Annotated in this window: 14 protein-coding genes; 10 read left to right on the top strand and 4 right to left on the bottom strand. The window is 71.6% G+C overall.

Features of this window, described 5'->3' with window-relative positions:
* Nucleotides 1-35: 35 nt before the first annotated feature.
* Genes KLO01_RS01800 through KLO01_RS01790 form a run of 3 tightly spaced genes read left to right on the top strand, consistent with a single transcriptional unit; the run spans nucleotide 36 to nucleotide 2,715 of the window.
* Complete coding sequence (locus tag KLO01_RS01800) at nucleotides 36-635, top strand: acyltransferase (protein WP_147061849.1); 600 nt, start codon at nucleotides 36-38, stop codon at nucleotides 633-635.
* Nucleotides 632-1,729, top strand: coding sequence for a DegT/DnrJ/EryC1/StrS family aminotransferase (locus tag KLO01_RS01795; RefSeq protein WP_147061848.1), 1,098 nt, complete (start codon nucleotides 632-634; stop codon nucleotides 1,727-1,729). The genes KLO01_RS01800 and KLO01_RS01795 overlap by 4 nt, the downstream gene beginning before the upstream one ends.
* Nucleotides 1,729-2,715, top strand: coding sequence for a Gfo/Idh/MocA family protein (locus tag KLO01_RS01790; RefSeq protein WP_147061847.1), 987 nt, complete (start codon nucleotides 1,729-1,731; stop codon nucleotides 2,713-2,715). Before KLO01_RS01795 ends, KLO01_RS01790 begins: the two co-directional genes overlap by 1 nt.
* 86 nt (nucleotides 2,716-2,801) lie before the next feature.
* On the opposite strand, the gene wecB is transcribed toward KLO01_RS01790, so the two are convergent.
* On the bottom strand, nucleotides 2,802-3,869 hold the full coding sequence (wecB, locus tag KLO01_RS01785; protein ID WP_147061846.1) for a non-hydrolyzing UDP-N-acetylglucosamine 2-epimerase: 1,068 nt from the start codon (nucleotides 3,867-3,869) through the stop codon (nucleotides 2,802-2,804).
* A 96-nt stretch (nucleotides 3,870-3,965) separates the two neighbouring features.
* On the opposite strand from wecB, the gene KLO01_RS01780 reads away from it, so the two are divergent.
* The 6 genes from KLO01_RS01780 to KLO01_RS01755 all read left to right on the top strand — a co-directional run bounded on the left by KLO01_RS01780 (nucleotide 3,966) and on the right by KLO01_RS01755 (nucleotide 12,001).
* Nucleotides 3,966-4,646 carry a class I SAM-dependent methyltransferase gene (locus tag KLO01_RS01780; RefSeq protein WP_147061845.1) on the top strand — a complete coding sequence of 227 codons (681 nt, stop codon included), beginning with the start codon at nucleotides 3,966-3,968 and terminating at the stop codon, nucleotides 4,644-4,646.
* Complete coding sequence (locus KLO01_RS01775) at nucleotides 4,647-5,393, top strand: hypothetical protein (protein WP_147061844.1); 747 nt, start codon at nucleotides 4,647-4,649, stop codon at nucleotides 5,391-5,393.
* 127 nt (nucleotides 5,394-5,520) lie between these two features.
* Nucleotides 5,521-7,011: an FG-GAP repeat domain-containing protein gene (locus tag KLO01_RS01770; RefSeq protein WP_147061843.1), complete on the top strand. Its 1,491-nt coding sequence runs from the start codon at nucleotides 5,521-5,523 to the stop codon at nucleotides 7,009-7,011.
* On the top strand, nucleotides 7,008-7,985 hold the full coding sequence (locus KLO01_RS01765; protein WP_147061842.1) for a hypothetical protein: 978 nt from the start codon (nucleotides 7,008-7,010) through the stop codon (nucleotides 7,983-7,985). The genes KLO01_RS01770 and KLO01_RS01765 overlap by 4 nt, the downstream gene beginning before the upstream one ends.
* Nucleotides 7,986-8,096: 111 nt before the next feature.
* On the top strand, nucleotides 8,097-9,407 hold the full coding sequence (locus tag KLO01_RS01760) for a nucleotide sugar dehydrogenase (protein ID WP_147061841.1): 1,311 nt from the start codon (nucleotides 8,097-8,099) through the stop codon (nucleotides 9,405-9,407).
* A gap of 2 nt (nucleotides 9,408-9,409) precedes the next feature.
* Nucleotides 9,410-12,001: a glycosyltransferase gene (locus tag KLO01_RS01755; protein ID WP_246136000.1), complete on the top strand. Its 2,592-nt coding sequence runs from the start codon at nucleotides 9,410-9,412 to the stop codon at nucleotides 11,999-12,001.
* A gap of 79 nt (nucleotides 12,002-12,080) precedes the next feature.
* Here the strand turns inward: KLO01_RS01755 and KLO01_RS01750 are convergent, their stop codons facing one another.
* Nucleotides 12,081-13,550 (bottom strand): FG-GAP repeat domain-containing protein, encoded by a 1,470-nt coding sequence (locus tag KLO01_RS01750; RefSeq protein WP_147061840.1) that lies wholly within the window; start codon nucleotides 13,548-13,550, stop codon nucleotides 12,081-12,083.
* 170 nt (nucleotides 13,551-13,720) lie between these two features.
* Here KLO01_RS01750 and KLO01_RS01745 point away from each other — a divergent pair, with 170 nt between their 5' ends.
* Nucleotides 13,721-15,673, top strand: a complete 1,953-nt coding sequence (locus KLO01_RS01745; RefSeq protein ID WP_147061839.1) for an FG-GAP-like repeat-containing protein — start codon at nucleotides 13,721-13,723, stop codon at nucleotides 15,671-15,673.
* Between the two features lie 84 nt (nucleotides 15,674-15,757).
* Here the strand turns inward: KLO01_RS01745 and KLO01_RS01740 are convergent, their stop codons facing one another.
* Together KLO01_RS01740 and KLO01_RS01735 are read right to left on the bottom strand one after the other, a co-directional pair.
* Nucleotides 15,758-16,396 carry a 3-oxoacid CoA-transferase subunit B gene (locus KLO01_RS01740; RefSeq protein WP_147061838.1) on the bottom strand — a complete coding sequence of 213 codons (639 nt, stop codon included), beginning with the start codon at nucleotides 16,394-16,396 and terminating at the stop codon, nucleotides 15,758-15,760.
* Between the two features lie 3 nt (nucleotides 16,397-16,399).
* Nucleotides 16,400-17,185 (bottom strand): CoA transferase subunit A, encoded by a 786-nt coding sequence (locus KLO01_RS01735; RefSeq protein ID WP_147061837.1) that lies wholly within the window; start codon nucleotides 17,183-17,185, stop codon nucleotides 16,400-16,402.
* Nucleotides 17,186-17,477: the final 292 nt, after the last annotated feature.

Genomic DNA, 17,477 nt, shown 5'->3' with positions numbered 1-17,477 from the left:
CCTGTTCCGGGACCACCCCCTACGAAGGAGCACGAGTGGCAGTCAGGATCCAGGACAGCGCGGACGTCTCACCCGAGGCGCAGCTCGGCGAAGGCACGTCCGTGTGGCACCTCGCCCAGGTCCGTGAGAAGGCCGTCCTCGGCGAGAACTGCATCGTCGGCCGTGGCGCCTACGTCGGCACCGGCGTGACGATGGGCGACAACTGCAAGCTGCAGAACTACGCCCTCGTCTACGAGCCCGCGGTCCTCGAGGACGGCGTCTTCGTCGGACCCGCCGTCGTGTTCACCAACGACTACTTCCCCCGGGCCATCGACCCCGACGGCACCCTCAAGCGCGGTGACGACTGGGAGGCCGTGGGCGTGACCTGCAAGCAGGGCTCGTCGATCGGCGCGCGCTCCGTGTGCGTCGCCCCCGTGACCATCGGCCGGTGGGCGCTCGTCGCCGCCGGGTCCGTCGTCACCAAGGACGTGCCCGACTTCGCCCTCGTCGCCGGGGTGCCCGCGAGGCGGATAAGGTGGGTCGGCCGTGCTGGCGTCCCACTCGAGGCCGGCGACGAGCCCAACACGTGGGTCTGCCCCAAGACCGGCGAGACCTACATCGAAGACCACGAGAGCCTGACGGAGGCCCCGAAGTGAACGAGTTCATCCCCCCGGCGAAGCCGCTCATCGGTGACGAGGAGCGCGCGGCTGTCGACCGCGTCCTGCGCAGCGGAATGCTGGCACAGGGTCCCGAGGTCAAGGCGTTCGAGGAGGAGTTCTCCGAGCACTTCAAGCTGGGACGCGCCTGCGTGGCCGTGAACTCCGGCACCAGCGGCCAGCACCTCGGCCTGCTCTCCAGCGGCGTCAAGGCCGGCGACGAGGTCATCGTCCCCTCCTTCACCTTCGCCGCGACCTGCAACTCGGTGGCCCTCACCGGTGCCAAGCCCGTCTTCGCCGACATCGACGCCGACGACTTCTGCATCAGCCCGGCCGCCATCGAGGCCACGATCACCGACAAGACCGTCGGCATCATGCCGGTCCACCTCTACGGCCACCCCGCCAAGATGGACCAGATCATGGCGATCGCCGACAAGCACGGCCTCCAGGTCTACGAGGACGCGGCCCAGGCCCACGGCGCCTCGCTGGGCGGCACCCCCGTCGGCGCGTTCGGCACCTTCGCGATGTTCTCGCTCTACCCGACCAAGAACATGACCTCCGGCGAGGGTGGCATGGTCTCCATCGCCGACCCCGAGGTCGAGCGCCTCATGCGCCTCTACCGCAACCAGGGCATGGAGAAGCAGTACCACAACGAGGTCGTCGGCTTTAACACCCGCATGACCGACATCCACGCCGCCATCGGCCGCGAGCAGCTCAAGAAGGTCGACGCCTGGACCAAGGCGCGCCAGGACAACGCCGCCTTCCTCAGCGCGAACCTCGAGGGCGTCACGCCCCCGCCACTCGCCGACGGCGCCGTGCACGTCTACCACCAGTACACCGTGCGCGTGGCCGAGGACCGTGACGGCTTCGCCGCCGCGCTCAAGGAGCAGTTCAACGTCGGTTCGGGCATGTTCTACCCGGTGCCCAACCACCAGCTCAAGCCCTTCGCCGGTGGCACCGACGACGCCGACCTGCCCGAGACGATGAAGGCCGCCCGCGAGTGCCTCTCGCTCCCGGTGCACCCGTCGCTCAGCCAGTCCGACCTCGAGCGCATCGTCGAGGGCGTCAACACCCTCGCCAAGGCAGGTGCCTGATGGCCAACCTGCGCGCCGGCCTCATCGGCCTCGGCATGATGGGCCGCCACCACGGCCGCGTGCTCGCGAGCCTGCCGGGCGTCGACCTCGTCGCGGTGGCCGACCCGGGCGGCGACGTCCACGGCATCGCCGGTGGTCGTCCCGTCCTCGAGAGCGTCGAGCAGCTCATCGAGCAGGGCATCGACTACTGCATGGTCGCCGTCCCGACGATCTACCACGAGCAGGTCGGTCTGGCCCTCGCCGAGGCGGGCGTCCACGCGATCATCGAGAAGCCCCTCGCCCAGGACACCCCGGCCGCCACCAAGGTCGCCGAGGCGTTCGAGGCCAAGGGTCTCGTCGGCGCCGTGGGCCACATCGAGCGCTACAACCCGGCCCTGCAGGAGGCGCGCCGCCGCCTCGAGGCCGGCGACCTCGGTGACGTCTACCAGGTGAGCACCCGACGCCAGGGCCCGTTCCCGGCACGCATCGCCGACGTCGGCGTCGTCAAGGACCTCGGCACGCACGACATCGACCTCACGGCCTGGGTCACGCAGCAGACCTTCACCGCGGTCGCCGCGCGCACGGCATACAAGAGCGGTCGTGAGTTCGAGGACCTCGTCGCCGTGACCGGTCAGCTGTCCAACGGCGTCGTGACCAACCACCTCGTCAACTGGCTGTCGCCGCTCAAGGAGCGCGTCACGATCATCACGGGGACCAAGGGCGCCTACGTCGCCGACACCCTCACCGCCGACCTCACCTTCTACGCCAACGGCGAGGTGCAGACGACCTGGGACGACATCGCGAACTTCCGCGGCGTCTCCGAGGGCGACGTCGTCCGCTACGCGATCTCCAAGCCGGAGCCGCTGCGCGTCGAGCACGAGCAGTTCCGCGACGCGGTGCTCGGCAAGGACGCCGACATCGTCACGATGACCCAGGGCCTGCAGACGGTGCGCGTCGCCGAGGCCTGCATCGAGTCGGCGAGGACCGGTCAGACCGTCACGCTCTGACAGCACGCACGACGAAGGCCCGCCCCACTGTGGGGCGGGCCTTCGTCGTGGTCGGGCAGGACCGGCGTATGCCGTCCGCCCCCGTCTCAGGAGCGGGGCCGGACCCGCTCGGCGAGCGCGGCGACGGTGGCCTCGGCGGCGTGGCCGTCCCCGTAGGGCGTGGCGTCGGTGGGCTCGGGCGCGGGGCGGGCGACGAGCTCGGCGAGCCGGTCGAGGTCGAGCGCGAGGACGTTCCAGCCGAGGTCGACGGTCTCGGTCCACTCGGTCTCGGTGCGCACCGTCGTGCACGGCGTGCGCAGGAGGAACGCCTCCTTCTGCAGCCCTCCGGAGTCGGTGACGACGGCGCGTGCGGCCTTCACGGCGGCGACCATCGTGGGGTACTCCATCGGCTCGATGGTGTGGAGTGAGCCGACGGTGAGGTCGAGGCCCTGCTCCTTGGCCTTGGCGACGAGGCGCGGGTGGGCCGTGAGGACGACGGGGTGGGGCAGGGCGGCCAGGCCCTCGACGATCGCGCGCAGCCGGGCCGGGTCGTCGGTGTTCTCGGCGCGGTGGAGGGTCGCGAGGAAGAAGTCGTCGCCGACATCGCCGGCGAAGGGGAGGGCGTCGGCCGTGGCCTCGGCGGCGACCTTGAGGCAGACGTCGGTCATGACGTCGCCCGTGAGGGTCGAGCGCTCGGCGAGCCCCTCGGCGGCGAGGTGTCCCATGGCCACCTCGGTCGGCGCGAGGCACAGGTCGGCGGCGTGGTCGGTGAGCACGCGGTTGTGCTCCTCGGGCATCCGTCGGTTGAACGAGCGGAGCCCGGCCTCGAGGTGGGCGAGCGGGTAGTGCAGCTTCACCGCCGAGAGGGCGCCGGCGATGGTGCTGTTGGTGTCGCCGTAGACGAGGACCCAGTCGGGGTCGTGCTCGTCGAGCACCGCGTCGAGCTGGGTGAGCATCGAGCCGGTCTGGACACCGTGGGAGCCCGAGCCGACACCGAGGTGAACGTCGGGGGTGGGGATGCCGAGGTCGGTGAAGAAGACGTCGGACATCTTGGCGTCGTAGTGCTGGCCGGTGTGGACGATGACGTGCTCGTGCCCGGCGGCCGCGAGGGCGTGCGCGATGGGTGCGAGCTTCACGAACTGGGGGCGGGCACCGACGATGGACAGGACTCGCATGGGCGGGTGGGAGCTCCCTCGATTGTTGTCGCACGGGGCCACGACGTGGCGTCCCTAGGCTAGCGTGTCCGCCACCACACCCCTGCGGAGGTTTCGTTGTCAGAGCAGTCGACGGCCGGGGCCCTGGCGTCACCGCAGGGCCTGTCCGCCGCCCAGTCGCGCGCCTACTGGGACAAGCGACACGCCAGTGCGAGCGCCCTGGCCTCCGGGGGCAACATCGGCTTCGACGAGCCGACCAACGCGATGCTGTATGCCGTGCGCGCCGCCCGTCTCGTGACGGCCCTCGGGCCGGGGACCGACCCGGGCGCGGCGCGCCGGGTGCTCGACGCGGGGTGCGGCAAGGGCTACTACACGCGGGTGCTCTCGGCCTACGGCCACCGCGTCGACGGCATCGACACCAGCCCCCACGCGATCGCCGAGTGCCGCAGCCTCGCCGGACCGCGGCAGAGCTACCACGTGTCGGCGCTCACCGACTGGTCGCCTGCCTACCTCTACGACGCGATCGTGAGCATCGACGTGCTCTACCACCTCATGGACGACGTGGAGTGGGAGGCGAGCGTGCGCCACCTCGCGAGCCTCGTCCGGCTCGGCGGCCGGATCGGGCTCGTCGACCACGACCGCGACGAGGACAAGGTCTGGAGGGACTACCAGAAGACCCGGGCGAACGGCCGCTACCGTGAGGTCCTGGAGTCCTGCGGCTTCGTCGTCCTCGACTTCATCCGCAACGACTTCCACGATGATCCGTCCGGAATGCACTTGGCTGTGAGGGTGTCCTGAATGTCTCTGACCGACTACGTCCAGACCACGCGGACGGGCCTGGGCGACACGGCCGGCGTCAGCCTGCTCGACGACTCCGAGGCGCTGCGCGGTGCCGTGCCCGAGGAGGCCGGGACCGAGGCCGACGGCCGCTCGGTCGTCGTCGCCCACGCCCAGCTCGGTGACGAGGTCGCCGCGCTCGGCCGTCTGGCCGACGCCATCGGCGACGGCGGCATTGGCGTGCTCGCGCTCGTCGCGGAGCCCTCGGCCCTGCCCGTCGGACCTCTCCTCGCGGCCGCCACGGAGCACGGTCTGCGCGTCGTGCGAGCCCAGGGGGTCGCCCACCGGCGTGCCCGCACCGTGCTCAGCGTGACGCGCGACGCGGAGGTGCCGGTCACGGCATACCTCTCGCAGACGCCCGTCGCCACGGACGAGCGCGCCGCGCTGCGGCTCGCCAACGAGTGGGTCGTCGAGGGCGTCGCCCTGCGCGCGTCCGTCTACCAGCTCACCGAGCGTCTGCGGGGCTCCGACGAGGAGGCCCGCCTGCTGCGGGTGCGGCTCGACGACCTCCAGACCAGCGCGAAGTCGCAGCGGCAGGCCCTCGAGCAGGAGCTCGCGGCGGCCCGCAAGAGCGCCCGCGAGGCCACGGCGAGGGCGGCCCAGGGTCCGGCGGTCAAGGTCAAGCGTGCCGTGGCGGTGCTCCGCGAGGATCCAGTGGCCGGGTCGCGGCGCCTGGCACGCGCGGCGGCGCGGCGCGTGCGCGGCTGACCCCTGCCTCTCGGTTCGGGAACATTTCTCCCGAAGGCGTGCGCTTCGTGCCACTCGTTGCTACGGTGCCGCGACGAGGGGGACGCTGGCTCCTGCCTCGTGGAACCAGGGGAGAAGCATGCAGTTCGTGGCGCGCACCATGTCGACGGCACTCGTGGGAGGTCTCGTCGCAGCGGCAGCGCTCGTCGCGACGGCACCCGCCGGGGCCGCAGAACCACGTCCGGGGTCGCTGACCCGGCTCGACCGGCCGGGACCCGTGGGCTCCGGCGCGACCGCGACGGGAACCGACCGGCGCGCGTCCGGACGAATCGGGGCCGACGGGGTCGTGCCCCGACGCGAGGCTGCGGCGGCGGCCGCGCTGCCGACCGTCGAGACCGTGTGTCCCACGGGGCAGCAGGTCCGCGCGGCCTACGCCACCGCCGGGTTCGAGGACGGCAGGGTGCCCAACCCCGACTACTCGGTCGGCTGGACGGTCGGCCCTCCGCAGGTGGGGCCGGCGCCGGAGGGCGACCTAGTGGCCGAGTCCGCGTCTTCGGGTGAGGAGCCGTTCGAAAGCGTCATCAACCCGATCTACACGTCCGTGGACCCCAAGGCGAGCCTCTATGTGTCGTTGACCTACCGCGGAACCTTCGACGCCGGCGAGGCCGGCCTCTACGTCAACGACCAGAGCGGCGCGCTCGCGCCGTCGGCCGAGTGGCGCACCGTGCGGGTCGACGCCTCGGCTGCAGCCGACTTCGCGACCGCCGAAGTCTTCGTCGACCTCCTCACCGGTGGCGGCCCGCTGAGCACCATCGAGATCGACGACGTCCGCGTCTGGTCCTGCGCAGCTCCCACGGTGCCACCGCCGCCGCCGGCCACGGGCATCCGCGGTGACTGGACGGGCGACGCGGTCGTGGACCTCTTCGGGGTCACCGAGGCCGGCGACCTCTGGCTGTACCCCGGCCGCGGCACCGGCGCCGTGAGCAGCGGTGTCCGCATCGGTGGCGGCTGGTCGACCTACACGTGGGTCGGCAGCCCGGGCGACGTCACCGGCGACCGCCGCTCCGACCTCGTGGGTCGCGGCGCCGACGGTCGCATGTACCTCCACGCCGGGGTCGGCGGTGGCGCGTTCAGGGCCCGCACCCAGGTCGGCTCGGGCTGGGGCGCGATGACCGCCTTCGCGACGCCGACTGACATGGACCTCGACGGCGTGCCCGAGCTGCTCGCCCGGCGCTCGGACTCGACCCTCCACCTCTACTCGTTCTCGTCCACCGGTGCCCTGCGCTACCGCAAGCAGCTCGGCAGCGGCTGGAACGGCATGTCGTGGATCATCGGCATGGGCGACCTCAACGCCGACCGCCGGGGCGACACCGTGGGCGTCAACCGCGGTAACGGCTGCCTCTACGCCTACGTCACGACCCCGTCGCTCGCCCTCGGCTCGGCGTCCAAGGTCGGCTGCGGCTGGTCGGGGATGACCTTCCTCGCCTCTCCCGGTGACCTCGACGGCGACCGGCTCGGCGACCTCGTCGCCCGCGCCGCCGACGGCGGGCTCTGGTTCTATCCCGGCAAGGCCGGCGGAGGAGTCCGCAGCGGTACCAAGGTCGGGTCCGGCTGGAACGCCATGGCGGTGATCCTGTGAACGCGCTCGCGGTCGGCACCGGTCGGGCCGTGCGGCGCGGGGGACTCGTCGCCCTCGCCCTGGCCCTCGTCGTGGTCGTCGTCGGGCAGACCTCGACGGCGTGGGCCTACGTCAAGGTCGCCTACGCGCCGCGCGGTCTCGTCATGACCGAGCGGCCACCGACGAGCCTGGGCGAGGTGCGCGCCACGCTCACCCTCACGCTGGCAGCGGGGGAGGCAAGGCTGCTCCGTGCCGAGAGCAAGGTCTACGACGGCTACCCGGACCGCAACGCCATCGGCCAGAAGATCACCTGCGAGCGGCCCGACGGCACGATCCTCAAGGAGTCGTGGACCGGCACCAACCTGCTCGCACGCAACGGCCTCACGCCCGTCTCGCAGCGCCTCCTCTTCGTGGCGCCGACGGCCGGCACCTACCACTGCCGACTGCGCGTCTACGTCAACTCGCACTACGCCACCCCGGGCCGCGCGACGCTCTACAGCGGCTTCGTCGGTGACGTCCAGGGCACCCTGACGACACAGCGTCTCGGGATCTCGCGCCAGACCTACGGCGTGCAGATGTTCGAGGCCGGCGACACCACCGTGCGCAAGATGGCCCCGATCTTCCGCTACCTGCCGCCGGCGGGCGCCACGAAGATCGACGCGCGCAGCGACGTCTACCTCACCAACTGCTACGGACCCGGCGGCGCCGGCTGCCCGCGCCGGACCTTCCCGGCCAAGGGGTCCTCGACGTTCGCGGTGCAGAGCTTCCTCGTGCCGGCCAACCCTGCCTGCAGGACGGTGGCGACGACCCGGACGGTGAAGACCTTCGACTACCAGACCCACCACATCGGCCAGTCCCTCGACATGACGGCGCCGCTGCCCACCGGGGTCAACTGCGGCGCCTGGACGACCTACACGTCGGTGCAGTGGCTGGCCGGGCTGCCGTTCGTGGTCCACCTGTACCCCTACTCGCAGTCCTCGATCATCGGGTCCTGACGTCGGCGTCCCCGCCCGGCCCGAGCCGGGCGGGAACGTGCGCGTCGTCGGCCGGTGCCGGGAATCCGTATGATCTGGGGGTCGCCTTCTCTCGATCAGGACGGAACCCCAGTGAAGATCTGCGTTGTTGCCCTCGGCAAGATCGGGCTGCCCCTCGCGGTGCAGTTCGCGAGCAAGGGACACGACGTCGTGGGCGTCGATGTCAACCAAGCGACCGTGGACTCGGTCAACGAGGCGCGCGAGCCCTTCCCCGGTGAGGCACACCTCCAGGAGAAGCTGACCGAGCTCGTGCCCGCCGGCCGCCTGCGCGCGACCACCGACTACGCCGACGCCGTCCCCGGCGCCGACGCGATCGTCCTCGTCGTCCCGCTCTTCGTCGACGGCGACGGCAAGCCCGACTTCGGCTGGATGGACAGCGCCACCCGCGAGCTCTCCAAGCACCTCACGCCCGGCACGCTCGTCTCCTACGAGACCACGCTGCCCGTCGGCACGACCCGCAACCGCTGGAAGCCGATGATCGAGGAGGGCTCCGGCCTCGTCGAGGGCAAGGACTTCCACCTCGTCTTCAGCCCCGAGCGCGTCCTCACCGGCCGCGTCTTCGAGGACCTGCGCAAGTACCCCAAGCTCATCGGCGGTCTCTCGCAGGCCGGCGCCGACAAGGCCCGCGAGTTCTACGAGGCGGTCCTCGACTTCAACGAGCGCCCCGACCTCGAGCGCGGCAACGGCGTCTGGGACCTCGGCGCGGCCGAGGCCTCCGAGCTCGCCAAGCTCGCCGAGACGACCTACCGCGACGTCAACATCGGCCTGGCCAACCAGTTCGCGCAGTTCGCGGCGACGCAGGGCATCGACGTCTTCCAGGTCATCGACGCGAGCAACAGCCAGCCCTACAGCCACATCCACCGTCCCGGCATCGCCGTCGGTGGGCACTGCATCCCGGTCTACCCGCGCCTCTACCTGCACACCGACCCGGCCGCGACCGTCGTCAGCGCCGCGCGGGCCGCGAACGCTGCGATGCCGGCATACACGACCAACCTCCTCGAGGGCGCCCACGGCGACCTCGCCGGTGCCAAGGTCGTCGTCCTCGGCGCCGCCTACCGCGGTGGCGTCAAGGAGACCGCGTTCTCGGGCGTCTTCGACACCGTGACCTCGCTCAAGGGCCTGGGCGCCGACGTCCTCGTGCACGACCCGCTCTACAGCGACGAGGAGCTCGAGTCGCTGGGCTTCACGGCCTACCACCTCGGTGAGCCGGTCGACGCGGCCGTCATCCAGGCCGACCACGCCGAGTACCGCGAGCTCACCCCCGCGGACCTGCCCGGTCTCAAGACGCTCGTCGACGGTCGCCGCCTCACGCAGGCCGCCGACTGGCCCGGGGTCACGCACCGCACCGTGGGCGTGGCAGCCACCGAGCCCGCCGCGGGCTGACCGTGGCGGCCCGGGCGCAGGGTGGCGCCCCCAAGATCGTGATGATGGTGGGCAACGACATCGCCCACGACACCAGGGTCCTCAAGATGGGGCTCACCCTCGCCGACGCGGGCCTCGACGTGACCCTGCTCGGGTACGCCTCGTCCGGGGTGCGCGAGGAGCGCCGGTTCGGCAACGTCCGGATCCTGCGGGTGCCGGTCGCGTGGCGCATGCGCGACGCGGCCGCCGCCCGCAAGAAGGAGCGTCGGGCCCGGCTCGACCTCGCCATGGACCCGGCGCACCGCCGCACCCTCGACCTCGAGGCGAGCCTGCGCCGACGCGAGGCCGAGAGCGGCGCCGGACTCGTGACGCAGGGGCGTCGCGGCTCGATCAAGGCCCGGCGCTTCCTCGCCCGGGCCCGCTCGGGTGCCGACCGTCGCCTCCGCTCGTACGAGACGCGTGCCTGGAAGGCCGTCGACGGGGTCACCCACAGGACCCCGTATGCCGCGCAGTGGCGCCGGATCCTCCCGGAGATCGACGACTACGAGCTGGCCTTCGGCCCGGTGCTCGACCAGCTCGACTGGGACGTGCTGCACGCCCACGACGTCCACCTCGTCGGCGTGGCCTCGCGTGCCGTGGCACGGCGCAAGGCGCAGGGACGCCCGGCCGCCTGGGTCTACGACGCGCACGAGTACGTGCGTGGCCTGTCGATCTATGGCCCGCGCACGGTGCGCCGCCGCGCCGGCTACCTCGACCTCGAGAGCGAGTACGTCCGCGACGCCGACGCGGTGGTCACCGTGACCGAGCCGCTCGCGGACCAGCTCAGGAGCGACCACCGGCTGCCCGTCGTGCCTGCGGTCGTCATGAACAGCCCCATGCTCGGCGCCGCCGACCACGTCGTCGAGCGCACGATCCGCGACGACGTGGGCCTGGCGCCCGACGTGCCGCTCATGGTCTACAGCGGCGGCGTGACCGCGGTGCGTGGCGTCGACACGGCCGTCGAGGCCCTCGTCGACCTGCCCGACGTCCACCTCGCCGTCGTCGCCGTGCCCCACCGCGAGATCGCGGCGGCCAAGTCCCTGCACAAGCTCGCGGTGCGCCTCGGCGTGGCCGACCGGCTCCACCTGCTCGACCCGGTGCGACCCGACGAGGTGGCGGCCTACCTGCGGACCGCCGACGTCGGCCTGCTCCCGATCCACCACTACGGCAGCCACGAGGTGGCCCTGCCCAACAAGGTCTTCGAGTACCTCCACGCGGGCATCCCGATGCTCGTGAGCGACACCCGGGCCACGGCCGAGTTCGTCGAGAAGCACGGTGTCGGTGCCGTCCACGTCGCGAAGGACACGGCGTCGTTCGTCAGCGCCTTCCGTGACATCTGGGGCCGGCGGGACGCCCTGCGGGCGCGCATCGCCGACGACCCCGAGCTGCTCACGCCGTTCGCGTGGGACCGCCAGGAGCGCGTCCTGCGCGACGTCTACCGCGGCATCCTCGGCGACGAGGTTGTGCACGAGCCCGAGCGCTCGACCCCGCTCGAGGGGCTGCGCGAGGAGCCGTTCGTCCGCAACGACCGGGCCTCGGTCCTCGTCATCGGGCCCGCCAACATGGCTGGTCAGGCCTGGGCCTGGGCCAAGGCCGTCGAGCGCGACGTCGACGGCGTCCGCACCGAGGTCATCTCGGTCGACCGCGGCAGCCCCATCCTCTTCGAGGCCGACGAGATCGTCCCGGCCGCGACCTACGCCAACGACCCCCGCTGGGCCCAGAGCCTCGAGGCGCGAGGCCTGGAGCAGTGGACGCACGTGCTCCTCGAGGCCGGACGTCCCATCTTCGGCCTGCGCCACGGTCGTGACTTCACCGGTGACGTCCCCGTGCTGCGCTCGGTCGGCGTCGAGGTCGGCCTCGTGCTGCACGGCAGCGAGATCCGCAACCCGCGCCGTCACGCGCAGTCCTCGCCGTGGTCGCCGTTCGCCGACCCCGACGACGACCTCACCGCGCGGCTGCAGCGCCAGTGGGAGGTCCTCCACCCGCTCGTCACGGCGTTCGACGGCCCCGTCTTCGTCTCCACGCCGGACCTGCTCGAGGACGTCCCGGGGGCCCATCTGCTCCCGGTCGTCGTCGACCCGCAGCGGTGGAGCACCGACACCCCGGCCATGGAGCGCGACGTCCCGGTCGTCCTGCACGCCCCGAGCCGCGCGTCGATCAAGGGAACCGACCACGTCGAGGCCGCCGTGCGCCCCCTCGCCGAGGCCGGTCTCGTCGAGTACCGCCTGCTCGAGGGCGTCGCGCCCGACGGGATGCCCGCGGCGATCGCCGACGCCGACATCGTGCTCGACCAGTTCACCCTCGGCAGCTACGGCGTCATGGCCGTGCAGGCCCTCGCGGCCGGCCGGGTCGTCGTCGGTCACGTCACCGACGAGGTGCGGGCCGGCTTCCCCGGGACCAACCCGATCGTCGAGGCCACGCCCGACACGCTGCGCGAGGTCGTCGAGCGGCTCGTCGCCGAGCGCGACGAGGCACGGGCAGCGGCGGCCGCGGGGCCGGCATACGTCGCGGAGCACCACGACGGTCGGCGCTCCTCCACGATCCTGCGCGAGGTGCTCGGCCTGCGGGGCGAGTGAGCGGACGGGTCGCAGGAGCGGCCCGTCGACACGAAGGAGCCCGGGTCGCAACGCGACCCGGGCTCCTTCGTGCGTGGTGTCAGAGGATGAACTTCATCGAGCCCCAGCTCGAACCGACCTTGACGCCGGAGTAGACGCCGCCGCCGGAGCGGCCCGGGTAGAACCACAGCGAGCCGTCGGCGGCGCGCGCGGTGAGGTCGCCGAAGCCGTCGCCGTTGAGGTCGCCGGCGCTCGTCAGCCAGGTCATCGAGCTCCACCCGCAGCCGACCTTGCCCTTGAGGCTGAGCGTCGAGGTGGCGGTCGCGTTGTAGGCGTAGAGGCAGCCGTCGGTGCTGTTGACGGCGACGACGTCACCACGGCTGTCGCGGTTGAGGTCACCCATGCCGATGATCCACTTCATGGCGTTGAACTTGAAGCCGATGTCCTTGACCTTGGAGATGTCGCCGAAGGTGTCGAACGCGTAGAGGCCGAGGGTGCCCGCGGAGTCACGGGCGATGAGGTCCGGGCTGCCGTCGCCGGTCATGTCGGTGGGGGTGACGATCGCGGTGAACCCGCCCCAGCCGTTGCCGATCTGGCGGGCGGCCTGGAAGCGGCCACCGCCTCGTCCGGAGTACAGGTAGAGGCGCCCGTCACCCGAGACCCCGAGCAGGTCGGTCACGCTGTTGCTGTCGACGTCGCCGGGGGAGCCGGCCCAGGTGAAGGAGGACCAGCCGGGGCCGACGAGCTGGCCGCTGCTCACCCCGCCGTTGCCCTTGCCCGGATAGAGGTAGAGGTTGCCGTTGCCGTGGATCCCCATGAGGTCGACCCGCTGGTCGCCGGTCCAGTCGCCCCGGGTGAACGGGGTGGGGACGCAGGTGTAGACGCGGACCTCGTCGACCCGCAGCGACGAGGCCTGGGTGGAGGTGGCCGTCGTGTCGTTGAAGAAGAAGGCGTCGATGTAGCCGGCGTTGGTGCGGGCCTCGGAGGTGACGTCGAGCGCGACGTGGCTCCAGTCCTCGTTGGGCGCCAGGCTGCCGCCGGAGTTGTTGACCGAGAAGCCCACCGTGTCGTTGCCGGATCCCTTGTAGGAGAACGACATCCCAATGCGCGTCCCGGCGGGGACGGCGACGTGAGTGCTGTTGACGTAGGTGAGGACCGAGGCGCCGGCGCTGATGGTGCTCGACGCGTTGTAGCTGCCGTCCGTCGCGCCGCCGCTCGTCGTCGCGTTGAAGCCGTAGGAGTCGGCCGGGTAGGGGAGCGAGCCCTCGAAGCTCGCCTTGCTGAGCAGCCTGCCCGGCTTGTAGCCGGTGGCGCAGTAGCCCGGGAGCTCGGGCACCGACGACGCCGCCGCCGAGCGGGCACCCGGCGACGCGGGCGCGAGCCGAGAGTCGCCGCGTCGCAGCACGGGCACGTCGTGCCCGCGGACGGCGTTGCCGACCGGGGCGGCAGCAGGGGTCACGGGTTCGGTCGGGGCGCCCACGGCCGGGGCGCCCACGGCGGGGGCTGCGAGCCCGGCGACGAGCGCGCCCGCGCTCACCAGGGTCGCGACGAGGGATCGGCGGACGGACATGCGGGACTCCGATGCAGGTGAAGGGCAGGAAGCCGGCGATCGACGGGCCCCTGGAGGCAAGATAGCAGCGCCGCTGATCCGCCCCGTGAGACTTCCTAGTCCCAACGGTGGTGCTGCAGTAACTGAAGTGACTACAGTGACCGGGCATCCCACCCGATCTGGAGGTCCCCATGCGGCCCGGAATCCGAGCAGCCCTCACCCGAGTCGTGGCGCTGACCCTGCCTGCCGCCGTCCTGTACGGCGTGCCCGCGCAGGCGTCCCCGACGGCCAGCCCCGGGGGCGAGGCGCACCGCGCGGCCGCCTTCCGGGAGCCCGCGCCCCGCGCCGAGCAGGCCGACCTGACAGGAGCCGACCGGCGCGTCGCGCAGGAGCACGACGTGAGCCCGGTCGTGTCCTCCGTGACCGACCCGCTGCCCGTGCGTGGCGTGGCCAGCGCGGTCGGCGTCTCGTGGTCGGGCAAGGCACCCGCCGGTGTCCTCCAGTGGAGGTTCACCTCGACCTCCGGTGAGACCGGTGAGTGGGCGGAGCTGCCGATCGAGGCCCACGGCCCCGACGCGGGATCGAAGGAGGCCGAGGGCGCGCGCCGCGCCTCCGAGCCCCTGCTCACGACCGACCCCGGCTCGGTCGAGCTGAGGCTGCTCGGTGGGCGCCGGGGCGAGGCCGCCACCGTGAAGGCCACCATCGACGAGGTGTCCGCGCCGTCGAAGGCCGCACCCGCCGGCAAGGGCACGACCTCGGCCCGGACCACGGCGGCGGAGCAGACCGCACTCGCCGGGGCGCCGTCGATCAAGACCCGCGCCGACTGGGGCGCCGACGAGTCGCTGCGCAAGAGCGCGCCGTCCTACGGCGCCGTCAAGGGCGAGGTCGTCCACCACACCGTCAACGCCAACAGCTACGCCGCCAACCAGGTGCCCTCGCTCATCCGGGCGATCTACGAGTACCACGTCAAGAACAACGGCTGGAACGACATCGGCTACAACTTCCTCATCGACCGCTTCGGCCAGACCTGGGAGGGCCGCTACGGCGGGACCACCAAGGCGGTCGTCGGCGCGCACGCCCCGGGGGTCAACTCCTGGACGACGTCGGCCTCGACCATCGGCAACTTCACGAGCAGCGGCACGGCCGTCCCCACAGCGGTGACGACGGCATACAAGAACCTCTTCGCCTGGAAGGCACAGCTGCACCAGCTCGACCCCGACTGGACGGTCAACCTCGGCGGTCACACCCAGCGCTCGATCTCGGGCCACAAGGACAACACGTCCACCGAGTGCCCGGGTGCGGCGCTCTACGCCAAGATCCCGTCGATCACGGCGGCGACCGCCGCCGCCGTCCCGAACTCGCCGGCCCTCACGGTGCGCCGCGACGCGGACAACGCCGGTGACAACGACGTCCTCGTGACGACCTCCGACGGCCGCGTGTCGCTCGTCCACGCGGTGGACGGGCAGCTGTCACTACCCGAGGCGAGCGGCATCGTCGCGGAAGGGCTCGACATGGTCCGCGTCGCCGGTGACTGGAACGGCGACGGTGCGGTCGACGTCATCGCCCGCGTCAAGAGCACGGGAGCCCTCCACCTGTATGCCGGTGACGGCACCGGAGGCTTCCGCGGCCCGGTGCAGATCGGCAAGGGCTGGAACACCATGCGGATCATGACCTCGGTGGGCGATGTCACCGGTGACCGGGTGCCCGACCTCATCGCGGCGACGAGCATCGACTCCGAGCTGCGCGTCTACCCCGGCGACGGCAAGGGCAGCTTCCTGCGGCCCAAGGTCATCGGCTACCGGTGGAACGGCATCCGCTCGCTCGTCGGGATCGGTGACTGGAACCGCGACGGGCGCCCCGACGTGCTCGGCATCATGAAGACCGGCGAGCCCATCGTCTACAACAACGCCGGTGGCGGCGTGCTCGGCAACGGCCCGCGGCTCAACTTCGTGGCCCCCGAGGGCGCCACCGTCTCCGCGATCGGCGACGTCACCGGCGACTCCGGCGTCGACCTCGTGGTGCGGGACGCGGTCGGCACGGTCCGGGTCGCGGCGAGCACCGCGAACGTCGCGGTGATCCGTTGGATCGACCAGTCGCCCGAGACGATCAGCACCTGGCGGGACGTCGAGCCGCACGAGGGCTGACCCCAGCCGGACCAGCACGACGGACGAAGGAGCCCCGGTCACCACGACCGGGGCTCCTTCGTCGGTGCGGGGGAGGGTTCTGCGTCAGCCGAGCTCGAAGGTCAGCTCGGGGCCGGTCTTCTCACGCAGCTCGTCCTCGGTGACGCCGGGGGCGAGCTCGCGCACGACGAGGCCGTCGGCCGTGATGTCGATGACCGCGAGGTCGCTGATGATCCGCTGGACGACGCCGAGACCGGTGATCGGCAGGTCGCACTCGTCGACGATCTTGTGGCTGCCGTCCTTGGCGACGTGCTCCATGAGGACGATGACCCGCTTGGCGCCGTGGACGAGGTCCATCGCGCCGCCCATGCCCTTGACCATCTTGCCGGGGATCATCCAGTTGGCGATGTCGCCCTTGGCGCTGACCTGCATGGCGCCGAGGATGGCCGCGTCGACCTTGCCGCCACGGATCATGCCGAAGCTCGTGGCGCTGTCGAAGTAGCTCGCGCCGCGCCGGGTCGTCACGGTCTCCTTGCCGGCGTTGATGAGGTCGGGGTCGACCGCGTCGTCGCTGGGGTAGGCCCCGACGCCGAGGATGCCGTTCTCGGACTGGAGCACGATCTCGACGTCGTCGGGGACGTGGTTGGGGACCAGCGTCGGGAGGCCGATGCCGAGGTTGACGTAGGAACCGTCGGTGAGCTCGGAGGCTGCGCGGGCAGCCATCTCGTCACGGGTGAGCGCCATGGCTCAGGCCTCCTTGGGGGTCTGGGTGGTCACGGTGCGCTTCTCGATCCGCTTGTCGGCGGCCTGCTCGGGGGTGAGCGGCACGACGCGCTGGACGTAGATGCCGGGCAGGTGGATCTCGTCGGGGTCGAGCTCGCCGGGCTCGACGAGCTCCTCGACCTCGGCGATCGTCACCCGGCCCGACATGGCGCACAGCGGGTTGAAGTTGCGCGAGGACTTGTTGAAGACGAGGTTGCCGTGGCGGTCGCCCTTCCAGGCGCGCACGAGGCCGAAGTCTGCGGCGATGCCCTCCTCCAGCACGAAGGTCCGCTCCTCGCCGCCGAGGCCGAAGGTGCGCGTCTCCTTGGGAGGTGAGGCGACCGCGACACTGCCGTCCGCGGCATACCGCCAGGGAAGTCCGCCATCGGCGACCTGGCTGCCGACACCGGTCGGCGTGAAGAACGCCGCGATCCCGGCACCACCGGCGCGCAGGCGCTCGGCGAGGGTGCCCTGCGGGGTGAGCTCGACCTCGAGCTCGCCCTCGAGGTACTGGCGGGCGAACTCCTTGTTCTCGCCGACGTACGAGGAGACCATCCGCCGGATCTGCTTGGCGCCGAGGAGGATGCCCAGGCCCCAGTCGTCGACGCCGCAGTTGTTCGAGAAGACCTCGAGGTCACGCACCCCCCGGGCGTGCAGCTCGGCGATGAGAACGCTGGGGATCCCGCAGAGCCCGAACCCGCCGACGGCCAGGCTGGCACCGTCGCGGACGTCCTCGAGGGCTGCGGATGCAGAGGAGACGACCTTGTCCATGCGGGCACTCTAGTTCCCGGCCCGAGGGCGTCCGATGTGGTGGGGGTCCAGTGGTCCGAGTGGGTCATGGGGTGACGACACGCTCCGAAGATCCTCTCGACTTGTGCGCCGTATGCCGCAAATCCTGCGCCGACATGGGGGGTGAAACGAAGTACATGCGTGTAATTTGCGGGATTTACTTGCGAAACCAGTGTGACTGATGGGACAACTATCGAGCCAACGTGTCTGGAGTGACGTCTGTGACGACCCGCCAGGCACTCTTCCCGCCCCAGCACGCTCGCCCCTGAGGAGC

Source organism: Knoellia locipacati (genome assembly GCF_007992835.1).
In the GTDB taxonomy this organism is placed as follows: domain Bacteria; phylum Actinomycetota; class Actinomycetes; order Actinomycetales; family Dermatophilaceae; genus Knoellia; species Knoellia locipacati.
Note: the sequence above shows the minus strand (reverse complement) of the source record. Positions and strands in the feature narration are given on the sequence as shown.

What these genes read in the sequence shown, in the direction of transcription:
- KLO01_RS01790 (WP_147061847.1), top strand. Translation starts at nt 1,729, where the DNA reads ATGGCCAACCTGCGCGCCGGCCTCATCGGCCTCGGCATGATGGGCCGC.
- wecB (WP_147061846.1), bottom strand. Translation starts at nt 3,869, where the DNA reads ATGCGAGTCCTGTCCATCGTCGGTGCCCGCCCCCAGTTCGTGAAGCTC.
- KLO01_RS01775 (WP_147061844.1), top strand. Translation starts at nt 4,647, where the DNA reads ATGTCTCTGACCGACTACGTCCAGACCACGCGGACGGGCCTGGGCGAC.
- KLO01_RS01750 (WP_147061840.1), bottom strand. Translation starts at nt 13,550, where the DNA reads ATGTCCGTCCGCCGATCCCTCGTCGCGACCCTGGTGAGCGCGGGCGCG.
- KLO01_RS01745 (WP_147061839.1), top strand. Translation starts at nt 13,721, where the DNA reads ATGCGGCCCGGAATCCGAGCAGCCCTCACCCGAGTCGTGGCGCTGACC.
- KLO01_RS01740 (WP_147061838.1), bottom strand. Translation starts at nt 16,396, where the DNA reads ATGGCGCTCACCCGTGACGAGATGGCTGCCCGCGCAGCCTCCGAGCTC.
- KLO01_RS01735 (WP_147061837.1), bottom strand. Translation starts at nt 17,185, where the DNA reads ATGGACAAGGTCGTCTCCTCTGCATCCGCAGCCCTCGAGGACGTCCGC.